Consider the following 20222-nt stretch of genomic DNA (forward strand, 5'->3'; position numbering starts at 1 on the left):
AGTTATTTGCTTCTACCAACATCTATCTCCAATTTCTATTCTTTGCAACACAACCATTCATAATCTGATAATAAAAAATTTCCCTTTTTATCATTAAATTTGGGGTCTTTCTCTATTTCAGCTCTTAACTTATCAATAAGCTCAGGAAGCTTTTTAGTTAAATCATTTAAAATATCTTCAGATTTACGTTTCGGCGGAATTCTAAGTAGCTTTCTTATAAAGCTAGTGTTTTCAGGATATTTGATTTTATATATCAAATCTCTTTCTATTAAATCATCTGCTTTTTTATATACATTTCTTAAGGTTTGTTTTTCTTGGTATAGTTCAAACTTTTTCTGGTAACTATCAACTTTAAAATCCTTAATTCTGGTTACAGCAACTACATCTTCTATGCTATAATCTTTACCGGCTGAGATTTTTTCATATATCTTAAATAATCCTTTTATATCTTCATGTTCTTGAGAATTATCATATTTTGTTTTTCTATTTGCATCTGTAAAATGCTGATATAAAAGTTCTATAATTTTATAAGAATTGGTAATATTTTTAGAATCACTACTAATAAAATTATTAAATGCATTAATAAATTCTTCGGGTGGTATTAAACTGTCTATATCATGATATTCTTTATTAAGATAACTTTGTAAACCTTGAAAATTACCTTCTTCTATGAATTTTAATATTTTATCTTGATTTAAAGCCATAACCCTTTTCCCTATCTAAGCTATTAACTTTGAATCTAGCAAAAAAAGGTTAATGAAAGGTAAACAAAAAGGTTTTACAAAACTTTTGTTAGCAATATATAAGTTTTAATGAAAAGTGATTTTAAACAAAAGTAGTCGATGCAATTTTTAACTCCTCACCGACAAGTACTAAAACAAATAAACACTTAATAACCACTACATCCGAGGCATCTTTTAAATAATGGCTCCAATCAACTTCAGCCATTAACATGTTATTATTTATAAAATGCACTCTCATGATTTCAATAGAATTTTCGTCTGTTTGTTCAATACTTAGCTGCTCGGTTAATTCCTCTTTTAAGTAACTTTGCAAGTCGCCGGGAATTGTAAATTCTTTAATTTGTTTATTTAATATATTAAATATAAATGTGTTCGGGATATAATGCATATTACAAAGAGCTGTAGCATTTGACTCCCTAAAGGACTTAGAATAAAAAGAAAAAAAATCTAAAACTTTCTGTTGCATAATCTTATCTAACCCAAAAGCTATAATTACTACCTTAAGTTGAAGATGGTTAATTCGCAATATGATTTAGGGGTATATAATACAACTTTAAGTATAAATTATTGGGTAAAATTAACTTTTTATTAACTTTTTACAAATGCGCTTGAAAACTAACATAATATTTTTTGACGTTTATAAATAAATATTTTGCAGAAAAACATTAAAATAGAAAAAGTGAAAGCTCATAAGTAATACTATTAATATCATTATCTTCAATCGAAGGGTTGGGAAAGGGGGAAGATTTTAATAATACCTGCTTAATAAAATTATTTATTACTTCTTCATGTATAGTTAATATCTTATATCCGATCAAATTTCCTGATTTATCAATTTTTATTCTTATATCCACTTTTTCATCAGAAGGGATATTTTCAGGTAAATTAATAAGGTTATTATGAATATGTGCCGAAAGAGTTATACCATAAGAATTTTTAGAATCTATTTTTCTCTGCTGTTCTATAACCTCTTTATTTGCGCTATTTCGCAATGGTTTTCCTATTAAAATATTTCTTATTTCTCTCATACTAGATTGCACTTGATGAACTCTAAGTTCTTGTTGAGGATTTTTGTTCTCTCCGGTTTGCTTAATATCCGAATCTATTAAATTAATATTTATAACGGTTACGATATTTCTCTGGGGTTGGATTTTTTCAATAAATAGCTGATTATAAAATACAAAGCATAAAACTATAAAAATATGTAAAAGTAACGAAATAAAGAAGCTTAGTATAGCGAATTGATCAATATATACACTCTCCTTATCTTGCACTTTTTTTACTCTTTTTTTAATCCTAACAGTGAACCGTAACGTTTCTTAGTTAAACTTAGGGATATCCCTATAATTATGGCAAAAGAAAGCACTGATGAACCGCCATAACTGATAAACGGCAGCGTCATTCCCTTAGTCGGGAATAAATGCAATGTAACACCGATATTAAAAATAGACTGTAAAGCAAAATACATTAGTAATCCTGCAGTAGAATATATATAAAACAAATTATTATCTTTTATAATTTTAAGGAACCCACGCAATACAATCAGGAAAAACAATAAAATTATTACCGAAGTGAATATAGCCCCTAACTCTTCACCTGAAACTGCAAAAATAAAATCAGTATGCGAGTCCGGTAAAACATTCTTTATCGTCCCCTCTCCGGGGCCTTTACCGAACAACCCTCCGTTTAGGTAAGCTTCTAACGATTTCTCCACCTGATAATTCTCATTTTCTTTCGGGTTTAAAAAACTATCTATTCTACGTGCAACGTGAGGCAGAAACAGATAAGCACCAAATGCTCCGAAAATTGTAAGCCCTCCCGTTACTATTATCCAAACGATCGGAAGCCCAGCAATAAAAAATTGAGTAGCCGTTACAGCCGTGATCGAAATAGTCATTCCTATATCAGGTTGCAATATCAAAAGAATAGCAATCACTAGGTAGAGGAATGAACAAATGGTAAAGCCCGGTAGATTGGATGTGGTATAGCGCTCAGATAGTATTAAGCCGGTTATTACCGCAAAAAATGGTTTTATAAACTCTGAAGGCTGCAAGGAAAACCCTTGGATTGTTATCCATCTCTTCGCGCCTTTAGCTTCATCTCCGATAAATAATACTGCTACCATTAAAGTAAGGAATATTAAGAAACCAAAGAGTGAAAATCTTTTTATAGTTTTTTCCGAGAAGGTCGAGATTAATAATATTAAGCTAACTGCCAGCAATAAAAAAATAAACTGCCTTTTTACAAAATAAAACGAGCTTAGGCCTAATCTCTCGGCCACAGCCGGGCTTGCAGTAGTAATTAGCATAGCACCAATGGAAATTACCATCAGCACGAATATAAGAAAGACTGAGTCAATCGCCCACCACCATCTTTTAAAAAAACCACTTCCCCTTCGTTCAACCATATTCTTTTACTTATAACCCTATTTTGAAAACATACCTTGTAGGAACTTGCCGCCACTTATAATACCTTCCATATCAATCCCATGGCCAAGCTTTTGCCTAAGTAAAGTTTTACACTCTACATTTAAATCATTTAACGTATGCTGAGCTAAGGTCATCATAGAGGCGGGTAATACTTGATCTTCCGCTCCATGTACTAACATAATACTCGGGCTGGATTTTATTTCATTTTTTAATAAATGCGGGCTGAGTAGCATTCCTGAATAACCCAGTACTGCTCTCACCGATGTCTCCCGTCTTAATGCAGTATGCAAAGACATCATAGTTCCTTGCGAAAACCCTAATAATACAACCTGAGAAGGAGTAAGTTTAAATTTAGCAGCCTGTTCATCTATAAAGCTGTTCAAGATTTTTTCCGCTGCTCTTGCACCCTTAGTCATAAACTCATCGTCACGTTGAGTTAAGCTAAACCACTGGAAAGCAGCCCCGCCTCCTTCAAAAAGATGGGGCGCATTAGGCGAGATAAAATGCGCATGGGGTAAATATTCCGCAAGCTCAGGGGCAAGAGATATTAGATCGGAAGCATTGGATCCGTAACCATGCAGCATAATTACTAACTGCTCGGGAGCCGGACTTTTATTGCTTAAATATTCCAAGTATTCAAGTGTCATCTCTCACTTACCATCTAATCATATTAAAATTTTATTAATACCTAGCATTAAAAACCTATTTATATTACTGATATTTCTATAAATAATATTTTTTCATTTTAAGCTTCTTCAAGAATATCAGGGTAAAAACTATAAAACAAATCTTTAAATAATATATTCTTAAGTTTATACACATACTTTCATATTGCTTTTTAAATCACTTTTGGCAATATTTTTTTATAAGCTTTTTACTGAATACATATTAATATAATAGCTTTTTAAAGTAATTTTATTAGTATGTTTAAACTTAATATTAGTGATGAGATTTTTAAATAATGCTTTATTATCTTGCAAACTTACTTATAAATTACTATCCCATGTTAAATGTTTTTAAATATTTAACCTTTAGAAGCGGCGGAGCTATAGCTACGGCTTTATTAGTAAGTTTTTTATTAGGTAATAAAATTATAAACTGGCTGAAATCTATACAGGAAGGCGGCCAACCGATTCGAACCGATGGTCCGGAATCACATCTAATTACCAAAAAAGGAACACCCACTATGGGAGGGGTTCTAATTATTTTAAGTATTACTTTTTCAGTTTTATTATGGGCTGATCTTAGCAATCCTTATATTTGGGTAACGTTGTTCATCACTATTTCTTATGGAGTTCTTGGCTTTTTAGATGATTACCTAAAGATTAAATATAAAAACTCCAAAGGTGTTTCGGGGAAAATAAAATTATTTTGGCAATTTAGCTTAGCATTGATTGCAGGTATTATGGTTTCCTATATTGCTGAGCCTCAGCATGTACGCTTGCTGACTTTTCCGTTTTTTAAGCATCTTGTTTCGGACTTAGGATGGTTCTATTTTGTCTTTATTGCGATTGTAATGACGGGAGCTTCTAATGCGGTAAATTTGACCGATGGCTTGGATGGATTGGCAATAGGTCCGATAATGGTGGTTTCTGCATGTTTTGCACTTATCAGCTATTTAGCGGGGAACGTTAATTTTGCTAATTATCTCCAAATCCATTATATATCGCACTCCGGTGAGCTTGCAGTATTTTGTGCTGCAATGATAGGAGCAGGACTAGGGTTTTTATGGTATAATGCTCCTCCCGCTCAAGTATTCATGGGGGATGTAGGAAGCTTATCTTTGGGCGGAGCAATCGGGGTAATAAGTGTAATTACAAAACATGAGATAGTGCTATTTATTACGGGCGGGTTATTTGTTATTGAAGCTATCTCCGTAATTTTACAAGTCGGCTCTTTCAAACTTAGAGGTAAACGTATATTTAAAATGGCACCAATACATCATCATTATGAAAAATTAGGTTGGCCGGAAACAAAAATAGTTATGCGTTTTTGGATAATCTCTATAATTTTTGCTTTAATTGGTTTATCAACATTAAAACTTAGATAGGGTTATGATTCCGATAAATAAATTTAGATATCAAGAAGTCATACTTCTGGGATTAGGACGTTCAGGACTTCCGGCATTGCATTCATTACTTTGCGGGAAAACCAAAGTTATAGCAATTGATGATAATTTACAGAATGTGAATATCGGCGGCTTAGCCGGAATGCTGCATCAACAGGCAATATCCGAAAGAAATTTAATAGTTAATCCCAGTATTGACCAAATCAATTTTAAAAATATCAGTGCTGTTATTGCAAGCCCGGGTATACCTTTAACTTACCCTAAACCCCATCCAATAATTGAAAAAGCTAAACAGCTGAATATACCGATCACTTCTGATATTGAATTATTATATGAGACTTGCACCAAGTCAAAATATATCGCAATAACCGGTACAAACGGTAAATCTACTACCACTGTCTTAATTGGACATATTTTGAAATATGCTAAGCAAGTTGTACAAGTAGGAGGCAATATCGGAGTTGGGGCATTGCAGTTAGAACCTCTAGACAGTAATGGAATATATGTACTGGAAACTTCTTCTTTTCAACTTGCTTTACTCAATAAAGTTAAATTTGATATTGCTGTATTTCTTAACCTCACTCCTGATCATTTGGATCGCCATAGGGATTTTGATTCTTATAAAGCAGCTAAGCTTAAAATTTTTGAAAATCAAAAATCTGATGATTATGCGATTGTTTCAATAGATACATTAGAAATGCAAAAAATATTCGATTACTTAGCTAAATACGGCAAACAAAAGATTATCCCCCTTTCAATACAAAAAATTACCGAGAATGGGGTAAGTATAATAGATGGTGTAATTTATGATAATATAACCCCTAATGTTCAAAAAGAATTTGAAATTAAAGAATTAAAAAGATTACCGGGAGAACATAATGCCCAAAATATTGCAGCAGCATATGCGGCGGCCAAAATTAACGGTGTTAAAGAGGAAATTATAGTAGAGGCAATAAAATCTTTTAAAGGCTTGGAACATAGAATTGAGTTAGTACTTGAAAAAGGAGAGCTTAAATTTATTAATGACAGCAAAGGCACCAATACCGATGCCACCCAAAATGCTCTTAAAGCTTTTAATAATATTTATTGGATTGCCGGCGGTATTTCCAAAGACCAAGGAATTGAATGTTTATCACATTTATTTGATAGGTTGAAACATGTATACTTAATAGGTGCTGCAGCCCCGAAATTTGCCGAGGTATTTAAAAAATATAATATACCTTATACATGTGCCGGCACTTTGAAAAAGTCTTTAGAATTGATTAAAGAGAGCAATATTAATTCCGGAGTAGTGTTACTCTCTCCGGCTTGCGCTTCATTGGATCAATGGAAAGATTATGAGCAAAGGGGTAATAGTTTTAAGGAAATAGTCAAGGAAATGTGGAATGACTAAAAACCAATTAGAACTATATTTAAGAATAGCTAATTCCTTCTTTGTAAATAGCTGCTATGCTAATCGGTAATAATTACCGTTAATTCTTATTATTACGAATCGGTGTAAAGACATCAGATAAAAGAAATCTTAACTTCTCAGCTTCCACTTTATCTATATAAACCTTGATTACTATAAATTATATTGCTCCATAAAACATTACCGCTTAATGCATCAATAATACCGATTAAAAGATAGGAGGTATCATCATTTTCCATGGCAGCACTTGAATTAGTAAGTACACTTATTACGAAATCACGAGCTCTAGCGCCATTAGTTTTAACCGCTGCCTCATATTCTATAAAAAGTAGTAAATTACTATCGATTTTTTTTCGAAAACAGTTGCAGGTATACCTAAGTTTTCAGATATGGAGAATGCCTTTTCCTCTTCCCATAAAACACGTGCATAAAGCTTACCCTTTGCTGTATTAAAAGATTGCTGCAATCGTGCAAAATCTTCAGATAATTGTTGTTCCCATATCTCTCTTCTATGTAACTTTTTAACTCTGAACCCTTTATCTTGAATAGCCTTTACCACTTCTTCCTTAATTATATTTTCAAGATAATCTTCATAGTCATGCATGCGCTTTTTCTTACCTACCACATCAACCATATTAACTTCAACTTTAGGAGGTAGAACCACTACATCATTATACTCCTTAATTTTACTTTCAAAATCCGGAGAATGGCGCTCTTTTGTAACTTTTGCACAACCTGAAGCAGTTATAATTACTAAAATTAAAGGTAATATAAGTAAAAAACGCATATCAAAAAATCTCAATATTATTTTAGTTAATTATAGAGCCGGTGTAATTCGTGCACCGGAATTTGAAAAAATGATATACACCTTTTGCCCTTCTTGGAGAAGAGGAACATTGCTCTGAACAACGGCAATTAATCCGCTGGTTGTGGCAGTAGAAATTGCATTTCTCATTGCAGAACTACCTTCGTAGTAAACATTTTTAAGTTTAGATATATCAACTTTTACAATATACTCACTGCCGTTAGCCTGGCTCAATTTATCCTGAATAAGTGCTCCGACTGCTGCACCTGCAATTGCTACACCGACTATAGCTGCACCCTGACCGGTACCGGCACCCATTCCTGCACCTGCAGCTGCACCCATAGCACCGCCTCCTGCGATACCTATAACATTATCCGATAGCTTTTCCGAGCCTTTTATAACAACCGGACGCACTGAAACAATCTGACCTTCAAGGGTTAAATTTAACCTTGAATCACTGGTATATACATGACTTGAAAGATCAGGCGCACACCCGTTGAGCAAACTAACTAATGTAATAAATAGTACTGTTTTTAAAAATGGAGTTTTCATATTTGTAATTATAAACAAAAATTTTAAAATTGGTATAAATTATATATTATTTAATATCTTTTTCAATTAAACTTTATTAACTTCTATAAAAACCTTATATTAAGTGGCCAACTAACTTAAATATTATTACTTATAACTTCCCGTTCCGATATATAATTTATTACATCTTCTCTGATATTAAAAGTCGCTAAATCAGTTTTAATATCCAGTGCAAAGTTATTTTCAGCTATGATTCTTACTACTCCGTTTGCTGCCCTACGTAGTGCAAACGGATCTTTTGAACCGGTAGGCTTAATATTAATTGCAAACATTTGATTCAAAGTATCAAGCTTATCCGCTAGAGCTACAATTGCCGCGACTTTATTAGTCGGAACATAATCATTAGGTCCTAAAGGCTTATAATGATCTCTTATTGTAATTGCTATATCTTCATCTTCTCTATCATTTAGTGCATAATAATAACCCATAATTCCCTGCAGTTCAGGAAATTCTCCTACCATTTCAGTTATAAGATCAGCTTTCATTAAACTAACCGCTCTTAAAACTTTTGCAGTATCAATTTGTAACCTCTGTGATAATTTTTCAGCGATAGCTTTTACGCTTTCTACCTTATCATAAACACTTCCGATTTCTTTATGAAAAGTTAAAGCCTTAAGCTGCTCAATTCTTTTTTCTAACTTTATTTTTTTATCATTTTCATAAAAGAATAAGGCATCAAATAGCCTCGCGCCTAGCACAGTCTGGTTGCCATGAATGATTTCTTTTCCTTGATCTTGTCCGATAGTATTTGAAACAATAATGAAGTAGGGAGCTAATTTTCCGGAAGTACTATTTCTCAGCATCAAATAACGCTGATTATTTCTAAGCGTGGTAATTAATACTTCTTCAGGCAGGGTCATAAATTTTTCATCAATCTGCCCCAAATAAACTACAGGATATTCAACTAAATTTACTACTTCATTTAAAAGCTCATTATCCTCAATAATGCTTAGATTTTTCCCGGATATGGCTTTTCGGATTTCCTGTTGTATAATTTCTTTTCTGTTTAATGCATCTAAAATTATAAAATTTTCTTTAAGTAATGTACTATACTCTATAAGACTTGCCGAGTTAACTGTGATTTCCTTACCCGAGAGGAATCTATGCCCGTAAGTTTTATTTGAGGCAATTATATGACCGAATTTAACCGGTAGTACCTCATTATCGAGAAAACAAACTATTGAATGCAGCGGCCTTACCCACCTGATATCATAATCCCCCCATCTCATTGATTTTGGCCATATAGCTTGATTTAAGCTAACTTCAACAGTTTCTTTGAGTACTGACTTTAAATCGCTTTGATTCCGTTTTAATTTATAAAAATAACATCCTTCCCTTAATTCCAACTCTGATTTGTCAGAAAGATTATATTTCCTCATGAAACCGTCTAAAGCCGCCTCAGGCGCACTTTCTTTAGGTCCTTTTACTTCCTCTGTCTGCTCTGCTACTTCAGTTGATAATCCGTTAATATGTATACAAATCCTTCTTGGAGTATAAAAAGATTTTGATTCAACTTTTTGCCCTAATTTATCGACTATATTCTTTTCTAAAGCAGCAGTAAAGGCAGCAAGCATTTTAGCCGGCATTTCTTCAGAAAATAATTCTAATAAAAAATCACTCATATAATTTCAATTTATTTTATTTGAATAAGAACATTAGCACAAATGCACTAATAATGGATTAAAAATTTAATGCTTCCGCCACTTTAAAGGCTCTTCTATGCCAATTTACATTATGAATTCTTAAATAGTCCGCTTGAGTTCTTAGGTAAAGTGACGCGGTTAAAGTTTCTAAATCCCTTTCTTGGGGGGGATAATCCGAAACAAGCTCTAAGAAAGATTTGCGGGAATGCCCGATTAGGATCTCAGTACCGAATTTCCTAAACCTTTCTAAATTTTTTAATACTTCAAAAGATTGTTTAGGGTTAGTACCGAAGCCGATTCCCGGATCTATAATCAGCTGATCTAATGCAATACCATATTTTAAACATGCTTCAACTTTCTTTTCAAAACCATATTCAATTTCATTTATATTATTTACTCTGACATTTTTATCTGCAGGTACAACTAAACTATACATTAAAATATATTTTACTTTACTTTCGGCAACTAGCTTCAGCATATTATCATTTAAACCGAAGGATACATCGTTAATTATCTCGGCACCGTATGCTATTGCCTTCTCAGCCGTTTGATAGTTATATGTATCAACACTTATCGGTTTTTTATCTAAGCATTTTAAAATCGGCTCGAGTATTTTCCATTCATCCTGATGGGTAACGAGCTCTGCACCATATGTAGTCGAAGCTGCTCCGATATCAACAATATCCGCACCTTCCTCAAAAAGTGTGCAAAGACGGTTTACAGCGTCCTGTGGTACAGCGTATTTCCCGCCATCCGAGAAAGAGTTTAAAGTAACGTTCAGGATTCCAACTAGCTTAGCCATTTATTAATTCTAATTTAGTTTTTTTGACCTTCGATATTTGGTTAAGATGTAGCTTTTTTAAAGCATAGTGTAAAGGCTTATTTGTAATAGGATGAATTAGATTTGCTTCAATTTCGCATGCAGGAACTAAAACGAATTCTCTCTCTAACATACCCGGATGCGGAATATTAATTTTATTATCATTTATTATATAATTATCAGCGAGTAAAATATCAATATCAATCACCCTAGGAGACCACCTAGGTGTGGCTAAGTCTCTTCCTAAATCTGCCTCAATTTGTTTACATACTCCAAGCATACGAAAAGGATCCAAATCAGAAAAACCGCTTAGGCATAAATTCAAAAAATCTTTATCCCATTCAGGGTTATAGCCCTCAAGTAACAGGGCTTTAGTCTCATAAACCGAGGAAATTTTTAATTCTTTTAAAAATGCAAGTTTATTTACTGCTTGTGACAGATAAGAAATTCTATCAAAAAGGTTGGAACCTAAGCTAAAAAGATACTTCATAAAAAAATGCTTTTTTGCTTATTATAATAAATACTATTATTATGATCCAGTTTTAAAATGCTTTCAAGATATGAGATTTCCGACTTTGCTTTGCTCAATACTTTCTAAATTAGCAGCGGGCACTGAATCATGCATATTTTTTTGCATAGCAACAAAAAATTGGGTCAGATAATTAGTAACAATACCTGCTTCCTCAAAGTATTTTTCTTTTAAAGTTGCATTTGCTAAAACAATACTATCATAAATAAAGGCCAACCTCTCATCGATATCTTTTAAATGTGCCTGGAGTTCATGGTCTTCCGAAAGGGAAAATACTTTTCTGAATTCCATAATGATTTTTAGGGATTTATCAATTCTATTATATACTTCAAGCCTTCTTTGTGCCAAGGATTGTTTTTGCTTACCGATCTTATCAGCAGAAATTTTCTTTATTTCTTTCAGCTCGTTTATAACGAATTTGCATGTATTACCAACATACTCAAAAGCTCTAATATATATGCTAAATGCATTTATCGGGTTATATAAATTATTACTACCGTAGTTATTTAGTTTATTAGTATATGAGGGGTTTGCATATTTTGTTTCAGATTTGTCTTCATTAATTGCAAATAAATTAATTCCTGAAATCATATTAACTCCCTAATTGGTATTATTATTTAGTTGAATATTGCTGCTGCGCTTCTAAAAACTCTAATGTAGAATTAAGCTCCCTGAACAAGGCTTCGAGCTTACCGTATTTATTCAGTAAAAATTCTCTTTCCTTATCCATAGCTTCATTCTTTTTTTCAATCTCTTTTTTATACTTTTCTACTGAGTCAGTTAATGTTTTTTGAGCTTTGGTAAAAGCTTCTTCTTTATTAAGCTCGCTTATATAATTGCTAATTTTATCACCAAAGCCTTGAGTGATAGAGCTATTAATTGTCTCTACACCATTGCCTGTATAGGAAAAATCAAAATTTTCTAAAATTGTTCCTGCAATTCCTTGTATATTATATCCTTGAGTGACATCGTCAGGATTTTTCAAAGTTAGGGAAGCATTAATTGTAACAGGCGATGAATCGGTCGGCGAGGTATAAGTTACCCGCACTCTATCCTCCGGGGCAGCTCTATTGACATCTATATCAAACTTAAGTGAACTGACATTAATATTAGTTCCCCTTTTCGCACCAATAGATAAATTAGCCGAGTCGGAAGTGAAATTTAATCCGAACAACTTCTTCACATCTTCCATATTGTCCGAAAGTGCGGAATTAAGTTTGTTATCATCCGTCACTAAAACACCTGTATAATTATTTTCTTGAACGACAACATTTTCCTTTTTAACGAATGTTATTCCTATACTTGCAAGAGTGTTATAATCGGGAAGTCCTTCCAAAGCTTGGGTAAGAATATTTTTAACATTGGATTTAATAGTTTTAACTAATGAATCTTTTTTTAAATTTGCAAGTCTAGTAGTTTTTTCATCATTGGTTTCATCTTTATCCGGCTTTTGTGCAGCAATAAAATCCTGCTGTTGGATAAACATTGTAAGTACATTATAATTTTCTACAAATTGAGTGATTGAATCATGAACTGACTTAGTATCAGGGCTAACGCTAACATTAATAATATCCCCTGCTTTAGTCTCTTCCGATAATGTAAAAGTTATATTATCGATAAAATCGGTAATTTTATTTGAAGGCCTGGTTACCGTGATACTTCCGTTATAAACCATGACTGCATCTTGTGCAGCTTGTACGTCTAAGCTAGGGTTATTAGTCGGGTCTTGTGTAAAGACGTTATTTAAAACGTTACTCGGGTCATTCAGGGTATATGCATTTTCCACCCCCGTCAGGTTCGATTCAAGTATAAGCCTATATTGCCCTACGTCGGGCTGTAATATTTTAGCTGAAACATTTGTAGTTGAACTTTTAGCATTAATTTTATCTTGTATAGTGCTTAATGAATCGCCCTCATCCAGAGTTATATCAATTCCGTTAATTTGAAAAATTCCTGCATTGAACTCACCGCTTGAGGGGGTGGTGGGGTCGTTTGTAACTCCGTCTGTCTTTGATGAAAACGCCCAACTTTGCTGTATTTTCGCTTTTGCCGTTTTTTGAACTTCAATACTGAAATTTTCGATCGGCGCGCCGTTTTTTACACTAATTGAAATATAGTTATCAGCCCCGACACCGTTACCCATTGTTGCGGCAACATTTCTCTTGGAGAAAATATCATCCTTGTTACCTGCTGCATTTTTTAATAAACTTGCAGAAGTCTCCAGGTTTTTTACATAAGTGGACAGCTCTTTAAACACTAAAGATTTTTTATTAGTTATTGATAATGAATCTTCAATTTTCTCAATTTCCAATTTTTTCGGAAAAACCGTGCCTTCAATTATTGACTTAACGTCAAGCCCTAGGCTTCCCCCGGTGAGGACTTTTTTTCCTGCAATAGTATCAAAATTCCCTAAACTTAACATTGATCCCATTTTTTCCCTATTTTTAAGTGCCTGAAAAACTAAAATTTATTATAAAAAAAGCCCGGGGAGGCATTGCTCCCCAAGCTTTCTATTTTTAAGTATTAACCAAGTAGCTTTAACAAACTTTGCGGTAAGTTATTTACTTGAGCTAATACTGAAATGCTCGCATTCATCTTAACTTGAGCTAGCCCGAAGTTAGTAGATGATTCGGCAACGTTAGTATCAAGATATACAGCTCTTGCAGCATCAGTATTTTGGAGAGTGGTTGCAATATTTGATGCAGCACTGTCAAACCTTGCTTGTTGTGCACCAATACTAGCTCTCGCTCCTTTTACCTCATCAATTGCCGCATCAATTACTTCCCCGGCCTTTTTTGCACCTTCTTCGGTTGTAATATCCAGAACTTCACCTTTAAATACAGCTTTGGTACTTAAATCACCCAATTCTACATCAATTACCTGGTCGGTTTTAGTTCCGACTTGGAAGCTCATTCCGGCTTGGTTTGCTTTAAATGCTGAAAGTAAATCATTATTTAAGGTGCTTACTTCAGTGTCAGTTATAAACTTAACATCTTTACCCCAAATAATAGAAATCTTCTCATTGCTGTCTGTGGTGTTAATAAGCTCAATTTTTTGTCCTTTAGGTGCGCTTTCAGCTAAATCAGTTTTAGAAAAAGTTCTGCCGTCACTTAAGGTAATACTGAGTTGAGCCTTTTGGTCATTAGTTTCCGTAGAACCGACAACTTTAATATCTGCAACATTAATTGCATCAAAGCTTTTTGAAGTCATACTGATTACAGTATCTTCAATTGAAGTTCCACTTGCATCAAAGGTAGAGATATCTCTATTTTGATAGAAATTAAGCGTAGCTACAGCATCATTAATTCTTTTAGCAAAGTTATCAGCTTCAGCTTGGTTAGCAACAGTAACACCATTGTTAGCAGCTAATTGTAAATCAAACCATCCGCCTTTCCCGTCTAAATCGTTAGATTTCATTCTGATAATATAATCTGCAGTTGGAGCGGTGTCTTTCACTTCTGCTTCATAAGTATAGTCACCGGCTTTTATGCTTAACTTAACTGCATCATCTCCGGTTCTTGTTGCTGTAAAGCCACTTAGCTTACCCATAAAGGAAGCATTATCACTAATATGAGAAACATCAATCCCGTCAGCAGCACCTGCGGTTCCTGCACTAACCGATACGGTTGTAGTATCGATTATTAAGTTTGCACCGTTAACTGTACTTGTCGCACCTTTTGCAGTAGCTCTAATTTGCAGGTTACCGGAATCTAATCTAGCTTCGTAGATATAATTGGCAATATTAGAATCTTCGGAATTATTTAAATATGTTGCAATATTTTTTAAAGTTTCCAAATCGCTTGAAGTACTTCTTAAAATTTGTGATTCAGGAGTTTCCACTTTATTTTTTAAAGTAAGTTTTGTTCCGAATACACTTAATACATCCTCGTTTGCTAAATCAGTTGCATTTACGGTCACCCAGCCTGAAGTTGCAGTAGTTTGAGTTAAGGTCTTAAGAATGTTATCACCAACTGTACCTTGTACACTTACTGAGCTTCTTCCTAAAGAACCGGTTGTAGAACCTGCCGAGTAATAACCGCTTACGGTTCCTGCAGTACCATTAATAACGGTATATGATGTACTTCCTGCTGAAGTAGTCGCCATATATTCAGCTGAGTTTGCTACACCGCCTGCAGTTACTAAAAATGAACCTGCAACACCTTCTTTTTTACTGGTAATAGTTAAAGTATTACCGTTAGCAGTTGCAACCAGATCAGATAGCCTTGCCGCATTTTGCTCAGTCATTGTTGAATGATAATCAGTACCGACGTTATTAATAATGTTAGCAATGGTACTTGCTTTAGTAGTAGTTAATGTTCCGTCAATTACTATATTAGCACCTGTTACAACTGTTGCAGCACCGGTAAAGTCAAAATCAAATGCGACACCATTTATATTTAAAGCTGCTACTGCGTTAGCAGTACCAACGGTTCCGGTAAAAGTTATATTTGCGGAAGCGGTTGCACCTTCACTCGCGGAAGCAGTATTTGATTCTACGCCTTTACCACCGGAAAGAGACCCGTCAAGTAATGCCTTATTGTTGAATGTGCTGGTAACCACAAGACGATCTTGTTCACTTACGAGTTGTTGAAATTCCTCGTTATAATAGCCTCTTTCATTTGATGAAGAGCTTCCCATAGCAGCTTGCATAGTAAGCTCTTTCATTCTTGTTAGGCCATCCAGAATCCCGGTCGCCGCACCGTCAGCCACCCCAAGCACTGCATTTGCTTGCCCTGTCGCCGTTAAAGCAGTTTTAAGTGCAGTCATGTTTATTTTTAAACCGGTACCGACCGATAAACCTGCCGCATCATCTGATGCTTTGGTAATTCTTTCTCCTGTTGATAATTGCTTAGCGGCTTTTGCGATTGCGCTGCTGGTTTTGCCTATTGTTGCGCCCGTAGTGTTCGCAATTAAATTTGAACTGATTGAAGTTGTCATAATTTTTTTCCTACTTGGATTTTTTTGATTGAGACTAATGTCTCTGTAGTAGATAAAGATTGAATCTATATTAAAACTTTACCTAATAATTTAATGTTAAATCTAAAATGAATTCATGGCAATACCTTTTTATCAATTATTATAAAAGCCCAGGAAGCTTTCTTAACTTTTATTTAATATACAAAATGGTATATATATTATATTCTTACTGCTCTTTATCACTAATTGTGATCCTTCTGTTTAAAAAGAATACATCGTTTTTAACGGAAGCTTTCAGTTTTATTTCCCATTGCCCTTGAAGAGGAAGTTGAACTGTTTTTGAGTATCTACCGGAGGAAATTTCCTCCAACTTCACAACCATATCATACTTATCATTTACGGGGCGCATAATTCGTACTTCAACTTCCCCACCTTTAACCGGACGATATTTCTTATCAAAAAGAGTAAAATCAAGTTCGATTAAGTTTTTTCCAACCAAATAATATCTGAGGTTACCGATCCACCCCAGTTTCTTTTGTGCTTCGTTTTCCTTGATTACTTGGTTATAATCCAACCCTTTTTGGTAAGCGTTCTCCGTAATAATCCCATTGTAGGAATTTTTGGAAATGTAAATAAAGATTGAGTCTAAGGTCACATAAAGAAGTATGAAGGCAATAAATAAATATGGTATTATAGATTTTTTGGTTTCCATAGCATGCTCTTTTAAAATATGGCGCACCAAGATGCTTAAATATAGGAAATACTACATGCATAATATAAAAGCAATATTTTGCTGATTAAATTTTTAGGCTGACTTACTTAGCAACCGATTATTTTTATATAACAGCCGGTTGCTAAATAGTATTATCAGAGAATTTAATACTCAAAATCGATATATACGGCATTATCCACCGGAACCGCTCCGTCAAAGGTGTTATCGCTTAAATTTTCGTCTTTAAAAGATATGCCCTCAAGTAATGCCTTATTGTTGAATACCCTAGTACTTACAAGGTGTTCTTGTTCTAATTTAAATCCCTGATAGCAACAAGCGCTTATAGTTCCTGCAGCAGTATTATTAACAGTATATAATACACTTCCCGCTGAAGTAGACACCATGTATTCAGCTGAGTTTGCTACACCGCCTGCAGTTACTAAAAACAACCCTGCAACACCCTCTTTTTTGCTGTTAATAGTTAAAGTGTTACCATTAACAGCTGCAACCAGATCAGATAGCCTTGCTGCATTTTGCTCAGTCATTGTTGAATGATAATCAGCACCGACATTGTTAATAATGTCAGCAATGGCACTTGCTTTAGTAGTAGTTAAATCTCCGTCTATTATTATATTGGCACCGGTTACCACGGTTGAACCACCAAAGTCAAAATCAAAAATGACTCCATTTATGTTTAAAGCAGCTGTAGCATCATTTGTACCTGCTGTAGCTTGTAAAAGTTATATTTGCAGAAACAGTCTTTACAAGGCGTTCTTGTTCATCTACAAGCTGTTCAAATTTATTGTGGTAATACCATCTTCCATTTGGTGAAGAACTTCCCATAGCAGCTTGCATAGTAAGCTCTTTCATTCTTATTAGGCCATCCAGAATACCTGATGCTGAACGATCAGGCACTCCAAGCACCGTGGCTAAACCTTCCAGAATACCTGATGCTGAACGATCAGGCACTCCAAGCACCACATTCTCATTCTCAATTTCCATTGCCGCCGAATCATAAATAAACTTCTTTATATTTATTTGGGAACGTAACGCCTTTACTCTTTCAATCGCCGCATCAATTGCTTCTCCGGTCTTTTTTGCAACTTCTTCGTTTGAAAGATCCCATACAAAATCGGAAATAACCCACTTAAATTCTATAGGGGGATGGATTTCCTTCCCACTTAAAACACTACCGGATTGGTCTTGATTATTATCAATTTTTGCAGAATTGATAATGTTAGTGTTCGATGAAAAACTAATTGAAGTTGTCATACTTATTTCCCCCTTAATATTTATATAAACGACTCTCTTTTAAGTAGTTATTTTATGTATTTAATAAGAACCTAATGTTTTGAGACTAACTATAAATTATGCTCGAAACAAGATTTATCATTATAAAATATTTTTTAAGAATAGCTTTAGGCGTTCACTCTTAGGGTTGTTGAATATTTCATAGGTAAGGGCATCTTCCAAGATTTTGCCCCCGTCGATAAATATAACCCGATCGGAAATCTCTTTAGCGAACAGCATCTCGTGGGTTACTATAATAAGCGTAATATTAGTGTGCGCGAGTTGTTTTATGGTTTCTAAAACTTCCTTAACGTTTTCGGGGTCAAGTGCTGAAGTCGGCTCATCGAAAAGCAGGATTTCCGGTTCCATACATAATGTTCTTGCAATTGCCGCCCTTTGCTTTTGACCGCCCGAGAGAGCGGAAGGGTATTTATCCGCCGAAGTTTCCAGCCCGACTTTTTTAAGTAGCTCTATTGCTTTATCCTCTGCTTCCCGCTTACTTTTCTTCAAAATTTTAACCGGTGCGTAGGTCAAATTTTGTAACACGGTCATATTAGGAAAAAGGCAAAAGTTTTGAAATACCATACCTATGCTATGTTTTTTATTATTCGCAGCCACTTTGATTTCACCTTGGGTATAACCCTCCAAGCCTGCTATACATCTTAAAATAGTTGATTTACCGCTTCCCGATGAGCCGATGATAGAAATAACTTCTCCTCTGCTAACTTTAAAGTTTATCCCGTCTAATATTTTGTGGTCGCCAAAATATTTAGTTAAATTATTTATACTTAGCATGTAATCTCGTCTCTAAAATTTTAGCAAAATAAGTTAAAGTAATTACCAGTATATAGTAGCAGATCCCGGCAACAACAAGCGGAGCAAAATAGGTATACTGCTCAGCTGCAACTACTTGCGCTCTTCTCATCAGGTCTGCCTCCCCGATTATCGCAATAATTGATGATTCTTTAATCATACCGGCTACTTCGTTAATAAGTGCAGGTAATATATTTTTTAATGCCTGAGGTAAAATTATATCTTTCATCATAAAGAAATAAGGTATATTTAAAACTCCGGCTGCCTCAAATTGCCCCTTGTCGATTGCTTGAACCCCGGCTCTGATTATATTGCATATATAAGCACTTGAATTAATAGAAAAGGCAATAACTCCGGAAGCAAACGCCGATATCTTATACCCGGTAAGGGCAGGCACGGCAAAATAGACAATGCTTAATTGCAGTAGAAGGGGGGTACCTCTTATTATTGAAACATAAAGCTTCACAGGAAAAGAGAGCACTTTATTTTCACTTAAAATAACAAATGCGAATATAATCCCGAGGAAAAACCCGATAAACACTGAGGTAAGTGAATACTGTAAAGTAATAGTTATTCCTTCAACAATATATAACACCCACTGAAAATCATAATTAGTCATAAATTTTTACTCTTTACTTTCAACAATCCATTTTTGTTCTAAGCTTCTTAACTTGCCTTCTTTTTCAAGATTATCCAAAGCATAGTTAAAAGCTTTTGTAAGTTCTGACTTTAGGGGTAAGACAACTGCATTGCCGCCTATAAAATCTTCAATAACTTTAGATTTTAAGTTCGGGTTTTTGGAGATTATTTTTCTTGCAATTTCCGCATCTAATAAAACTCCGTCTATTCTTCCGATTTTTAATTCTTCAATTAATGCAGGAACTCTGGCAATAGATAAGATTTCCAATGATGGTATGCCCGCTTGTTTTTTCTTTAAGTAAGTTTCCATAGTTGAACCCATCTGTACTCCGATTTTTTTATTTTCAAATCGGGATACTGCTTCCGTGTCTTTCGAGTCAAGAGTTAAGATTTCTATTTTAGCCTGGTAATATAATTTAGTGAAATCTACATTTCTGGCACGTTCGGGAGAAGGCGACATAGCTGAAATAATAAAATCTATTTGCTTGCTATTTAACGCAGGGATTAAGGAACCGAAATCCATGTCTTTAATCTCAAGCTTAAAATCAAGTTCATTTGCAAGCATATATGCTAAATCAATATCAAACCCTTGCGGCTTACCCAAATGCATAAATTCGAAAGGCGGATAGTCTAAAGATACTCCCATAACTAATGTTTTTTTTATATCCTTATCTATATTATCATGCTTAGCAAATGGGTTTAAACACATTATAAGCGTAATTGATAATAGACCTAAAACTAATATTACAAGCTTCTTTTTCATTTTTGTTCTCGACTTTTCTTTAGCTGATATGTTAATCTATTATGCATAC

Annotated in this window: 21 protein-coding genes; 2 read left to right on the plus strand and 19 right to left on the minus strand. The window is 34.3% G+C overall.

Features of this window, described 5'->3' with window-relative positions; translation table 11 throughout:
* Positions 1-35: 35 nt before the first annotated feature.
* The 5 genes from NF27_RS08890 to NF27_RS08910 form a co-directional block, all read right to left on the minus strand.
* Positions 36-704, minus strand: coding sequence for a hypothetical protein (locus NF27_RS08890; protein ID WP_039458531.1), 669 nt, complete (start codon positions 702-704; stop codon positions 36-38).
* 121 nt (positions 705-825) lie between these two features.
* Positions 826-1209, minus strand: a complete 384-nt coding sequence (locus NF27_RS08895) for a hypothetical protein (RefSeq protein WP_039458534.1) — start codon at positions 1207-1209, stop codon at positions 826-828.
* 199 nt (positions 1210-1408) lie between these two features.
* Complete coding sequence (locus tag NF27_RS08900) at positions 1409-2017, minus strand: TonB C-terminal domain-containing protein (RefSeq protein WP_039458537.1); 609 nt, start codon at positions 2015-2017, stop codon at positions 1409-1411.
* Between the two features lie 5 nt (positions 2018-2022).
* Entirely contained in the window at positions 2023-3150 is a 1128-nt protein-coding gene (locus NF27_RS08905) for an FtsW/RodA/SpoVE family cell cycle protein (RefSeq protein ID WP_039458539.1), read from the minus strand.
* An 18-nt stretch (positions 3151-3168) separates the two neighbouring features.
* Positions 3169-3819 carry an alpha/beta hydrolase gene (locus NF27_RS08910; protein ID WP_053332734.1) on the minus strand — a complete coding sequence of 217 codons (651 nt, stop codon included), beginning with the start codon at positions 3817-3819 and terminating at the stop codon, positions 3169-3171.
* Between the two features lie 314 nt (positions 3820-4133).
* On the opposite strand from NF27_RS08910, the gene mraY reads away from it, so the two are divergent.
* Together mraY and murD are read left to right on the plus strand one after the other, a co-directional pair.
* Positions 4134-5222, plus strand: a complete 1089-nt coding sequence (mraY, locus tag NF27_RS08915; protein ID WP_039458542.1) for a phospho-N-acetylmuramoyl-pentapeptide-transferase — start codon at positions 4134-4136, stop codon at positions 5220-5222.
* 4 nt (positions 5223-5226) lie between these two features.
* On the plus strand, positions 5227-6633 hold the full coding sequence (gene murD / locus NF27_RS08920; RefSeq protein WP_039458546.1) for a UDP-N-acetylmuramoyl-L-alanine--D-glutamate ligase: 1407 nt from the start codon (positions 5227-5229) through the stop codon (positions 6631-6633).
* Between the two features lie 337 nt (positions 6634-6970).
* On the opposite strand, the gene NF27_RS08925 is transcribed toward murD, so the two are convergent.
* The 14 genes from NF27_RS08925 to NF27_RS08990 form a co-directional block, all read right to left on the minus strand.
* A complete protein-coding gene (locus NF27_RS08925; protein WP_039458548.1) occupies positions 6971-7438 on the minus strand; it encodes a hypothetical protein in 468 nt (155 codons plus the stop codon).
* 30 nt (positions 7439-7468) lie between these two features.
* The gene (locus NF27_RS08930; protein ID WP_053332735.1) at positions 7469-8008 is read right to left on the minus strand and encodes a hypothetical protein; all 540 of its coding nucleotides are present in this window, start codon (positions 8006-8008) and stop codon (positions 7469-7471) included.
* A gap of 116 nt (positions 8009-8124) precedes the next feature.
* A complete protein-coding gene (glyS, locus tag NF27_RS08935) occupies positions 8125-9669 on the minus strand; it encodes a glycine--tRNA ligase subunit beta (protein WP_053332736.1) in 1545 nt (514 codons plus the stop codon).
* A gap of 58 nt (positions 9670-9727) precedes the next feature.
* The gene (gene folP, locus NF27_RS08940; RefSeq protein WP_039458551.1) at positions 9728-10492 is read right to left on the minus strand and encodes a dihydropteroate synthase; all 765 of its coding nucleotides are present in this window, start codon (positions 10490-10492) and stop codon (positions 9728-9730) included.
* Complete coding sequence (folK, locus tag NF27_RS08945) at positions 10485-11000, minus strand: 2-amino-4-hydroxy-6-hydroxymethyldihydropteridine diphosphokinase (protein ID WP_039458553.1); 516 nt, start codon at positions 10998-11000, stop codon at positions 10485-10487. Before folK ends, folP begins: the two co-directional genes overlap by 8 nt.
* A 63-nt stretch (positions 11001-11063) precedes the next feature.
* Positions 11064-11630 carry a hypothetical protein gene (locus NF27_RS08950; RefSeq protein ID WP_039458555.1) on the minus strand — a complete coding sequence of 189 codons (567 nt, stop codon included), beginning with the start codon at positions 11628-11630 and terminating at the stop codon, positions 11064-11066.
* A 22-nt stretch (positions 11631-11652) separates the two neighbouring features.
* A complete protein-coding gene (fliD, locus tag NF27_RS08955) occupies positions 11653-13470 on the minus strand; it encodes a flagellar filament capping protein FliD (RefSeq protein ID WP_039458557.1) in 1818 nt (605 codons plus the stop codon).
* A gap of 92 nt (positions 13471-13562) precedes the next feature.
* Positions 13563-15977 (minus strand): flagellin N-terminal helical domain-containing protein, encoded by a 2415-nt coding sequence (locus tag NF27_RS11410; protein ID WP_053332737.1) that lies wholly within the window; start codon positions 15975-15977, stop codon positions 13563-13565.
* A 205-nt stretch (positions 15978-16182) separates the two neighbouring features.
* Positions 16183-16695 (minus strand): FixH family protein, encoded by a 513-nt coding sequence (locus NF27_RS08965; protein WP_039458559.1) that lies wholly within the window; start codon positions 16693-16695, stop codon positions 16183-16185.
* 137 nt (positions 16696-16832) lie between these two features.
* Positions 16833-17318, minus strand: coding sequence for a hypothetical protein (locus tag NF27_RS08970; RefSeq protein ID WP_039458560.1), 486 nt, complete (start codon positions 17316-17318; stop codon positions 16833-16835).
* A gap of 61 nt (positions 17319-17379) precedes the next feature.
* Positions 17380-17940, minus strand: a complete 561-nt coding sequence (locus tag NF27_RS08975) for a hypothetical protein (RefSeq protein WP_039458562.1) — start codon at positions 17938-17940, stop codon at positions 17380-17382.
* A gap of 120 nt (positions 17941-18060) precedes the next feature.
* Complete coding sequence (locus tag NF27_RS08980; RefSeq protein WP_039458563.1) at positions 18061-18753, minus strand: amino acid ABC transporter ATP-binding protein; 693 nt, start codon at positions 18751-18753, stop codon at positions 18061-18063.
* Positions 18737-19390 carry an amino acid ABC transporter permease gene (locus NF27_RS08985; RefSeq protein WP_039458564.1) on the minus strand — a complete coding sequence of 218 codons (654 nt, stop codon included), beginning with the start codon at positions 19388-19390 and terminating at the stop codon, positions 18737-18739. Before NF27_RS08985 ends, NF27_RS08980 begins: the two co-directional genes overlap by 17 nt.
* A 6-nt stretch (positions 19391-19396) precedes the next feature.
* Positions 19397-20173 (minus strand): ABC transporter substrate-binding protein, encoded by a 777-nt coding sequence (locus NF27_RS08990; protein ID WP_039458566.1) that lies wholly within the window; start codon positions 20171-20173, stop codon positions 19397-19399.
* Between the last annotated feature and the right edge of the window lie 49 nt (positions 20174-20222).

It is taken from the genome of Candidatus Jidaibacter acanthamoeba (assembly GCF_000815465.1).
Taxonomy (GTDB): domain Bacteria; phylum Pseudomonadota; class Alphaproteobacteria; order Rickettsiales; family Midichloriaceae; genus Jidaibacter; species Jidaibacter acanthamoebae.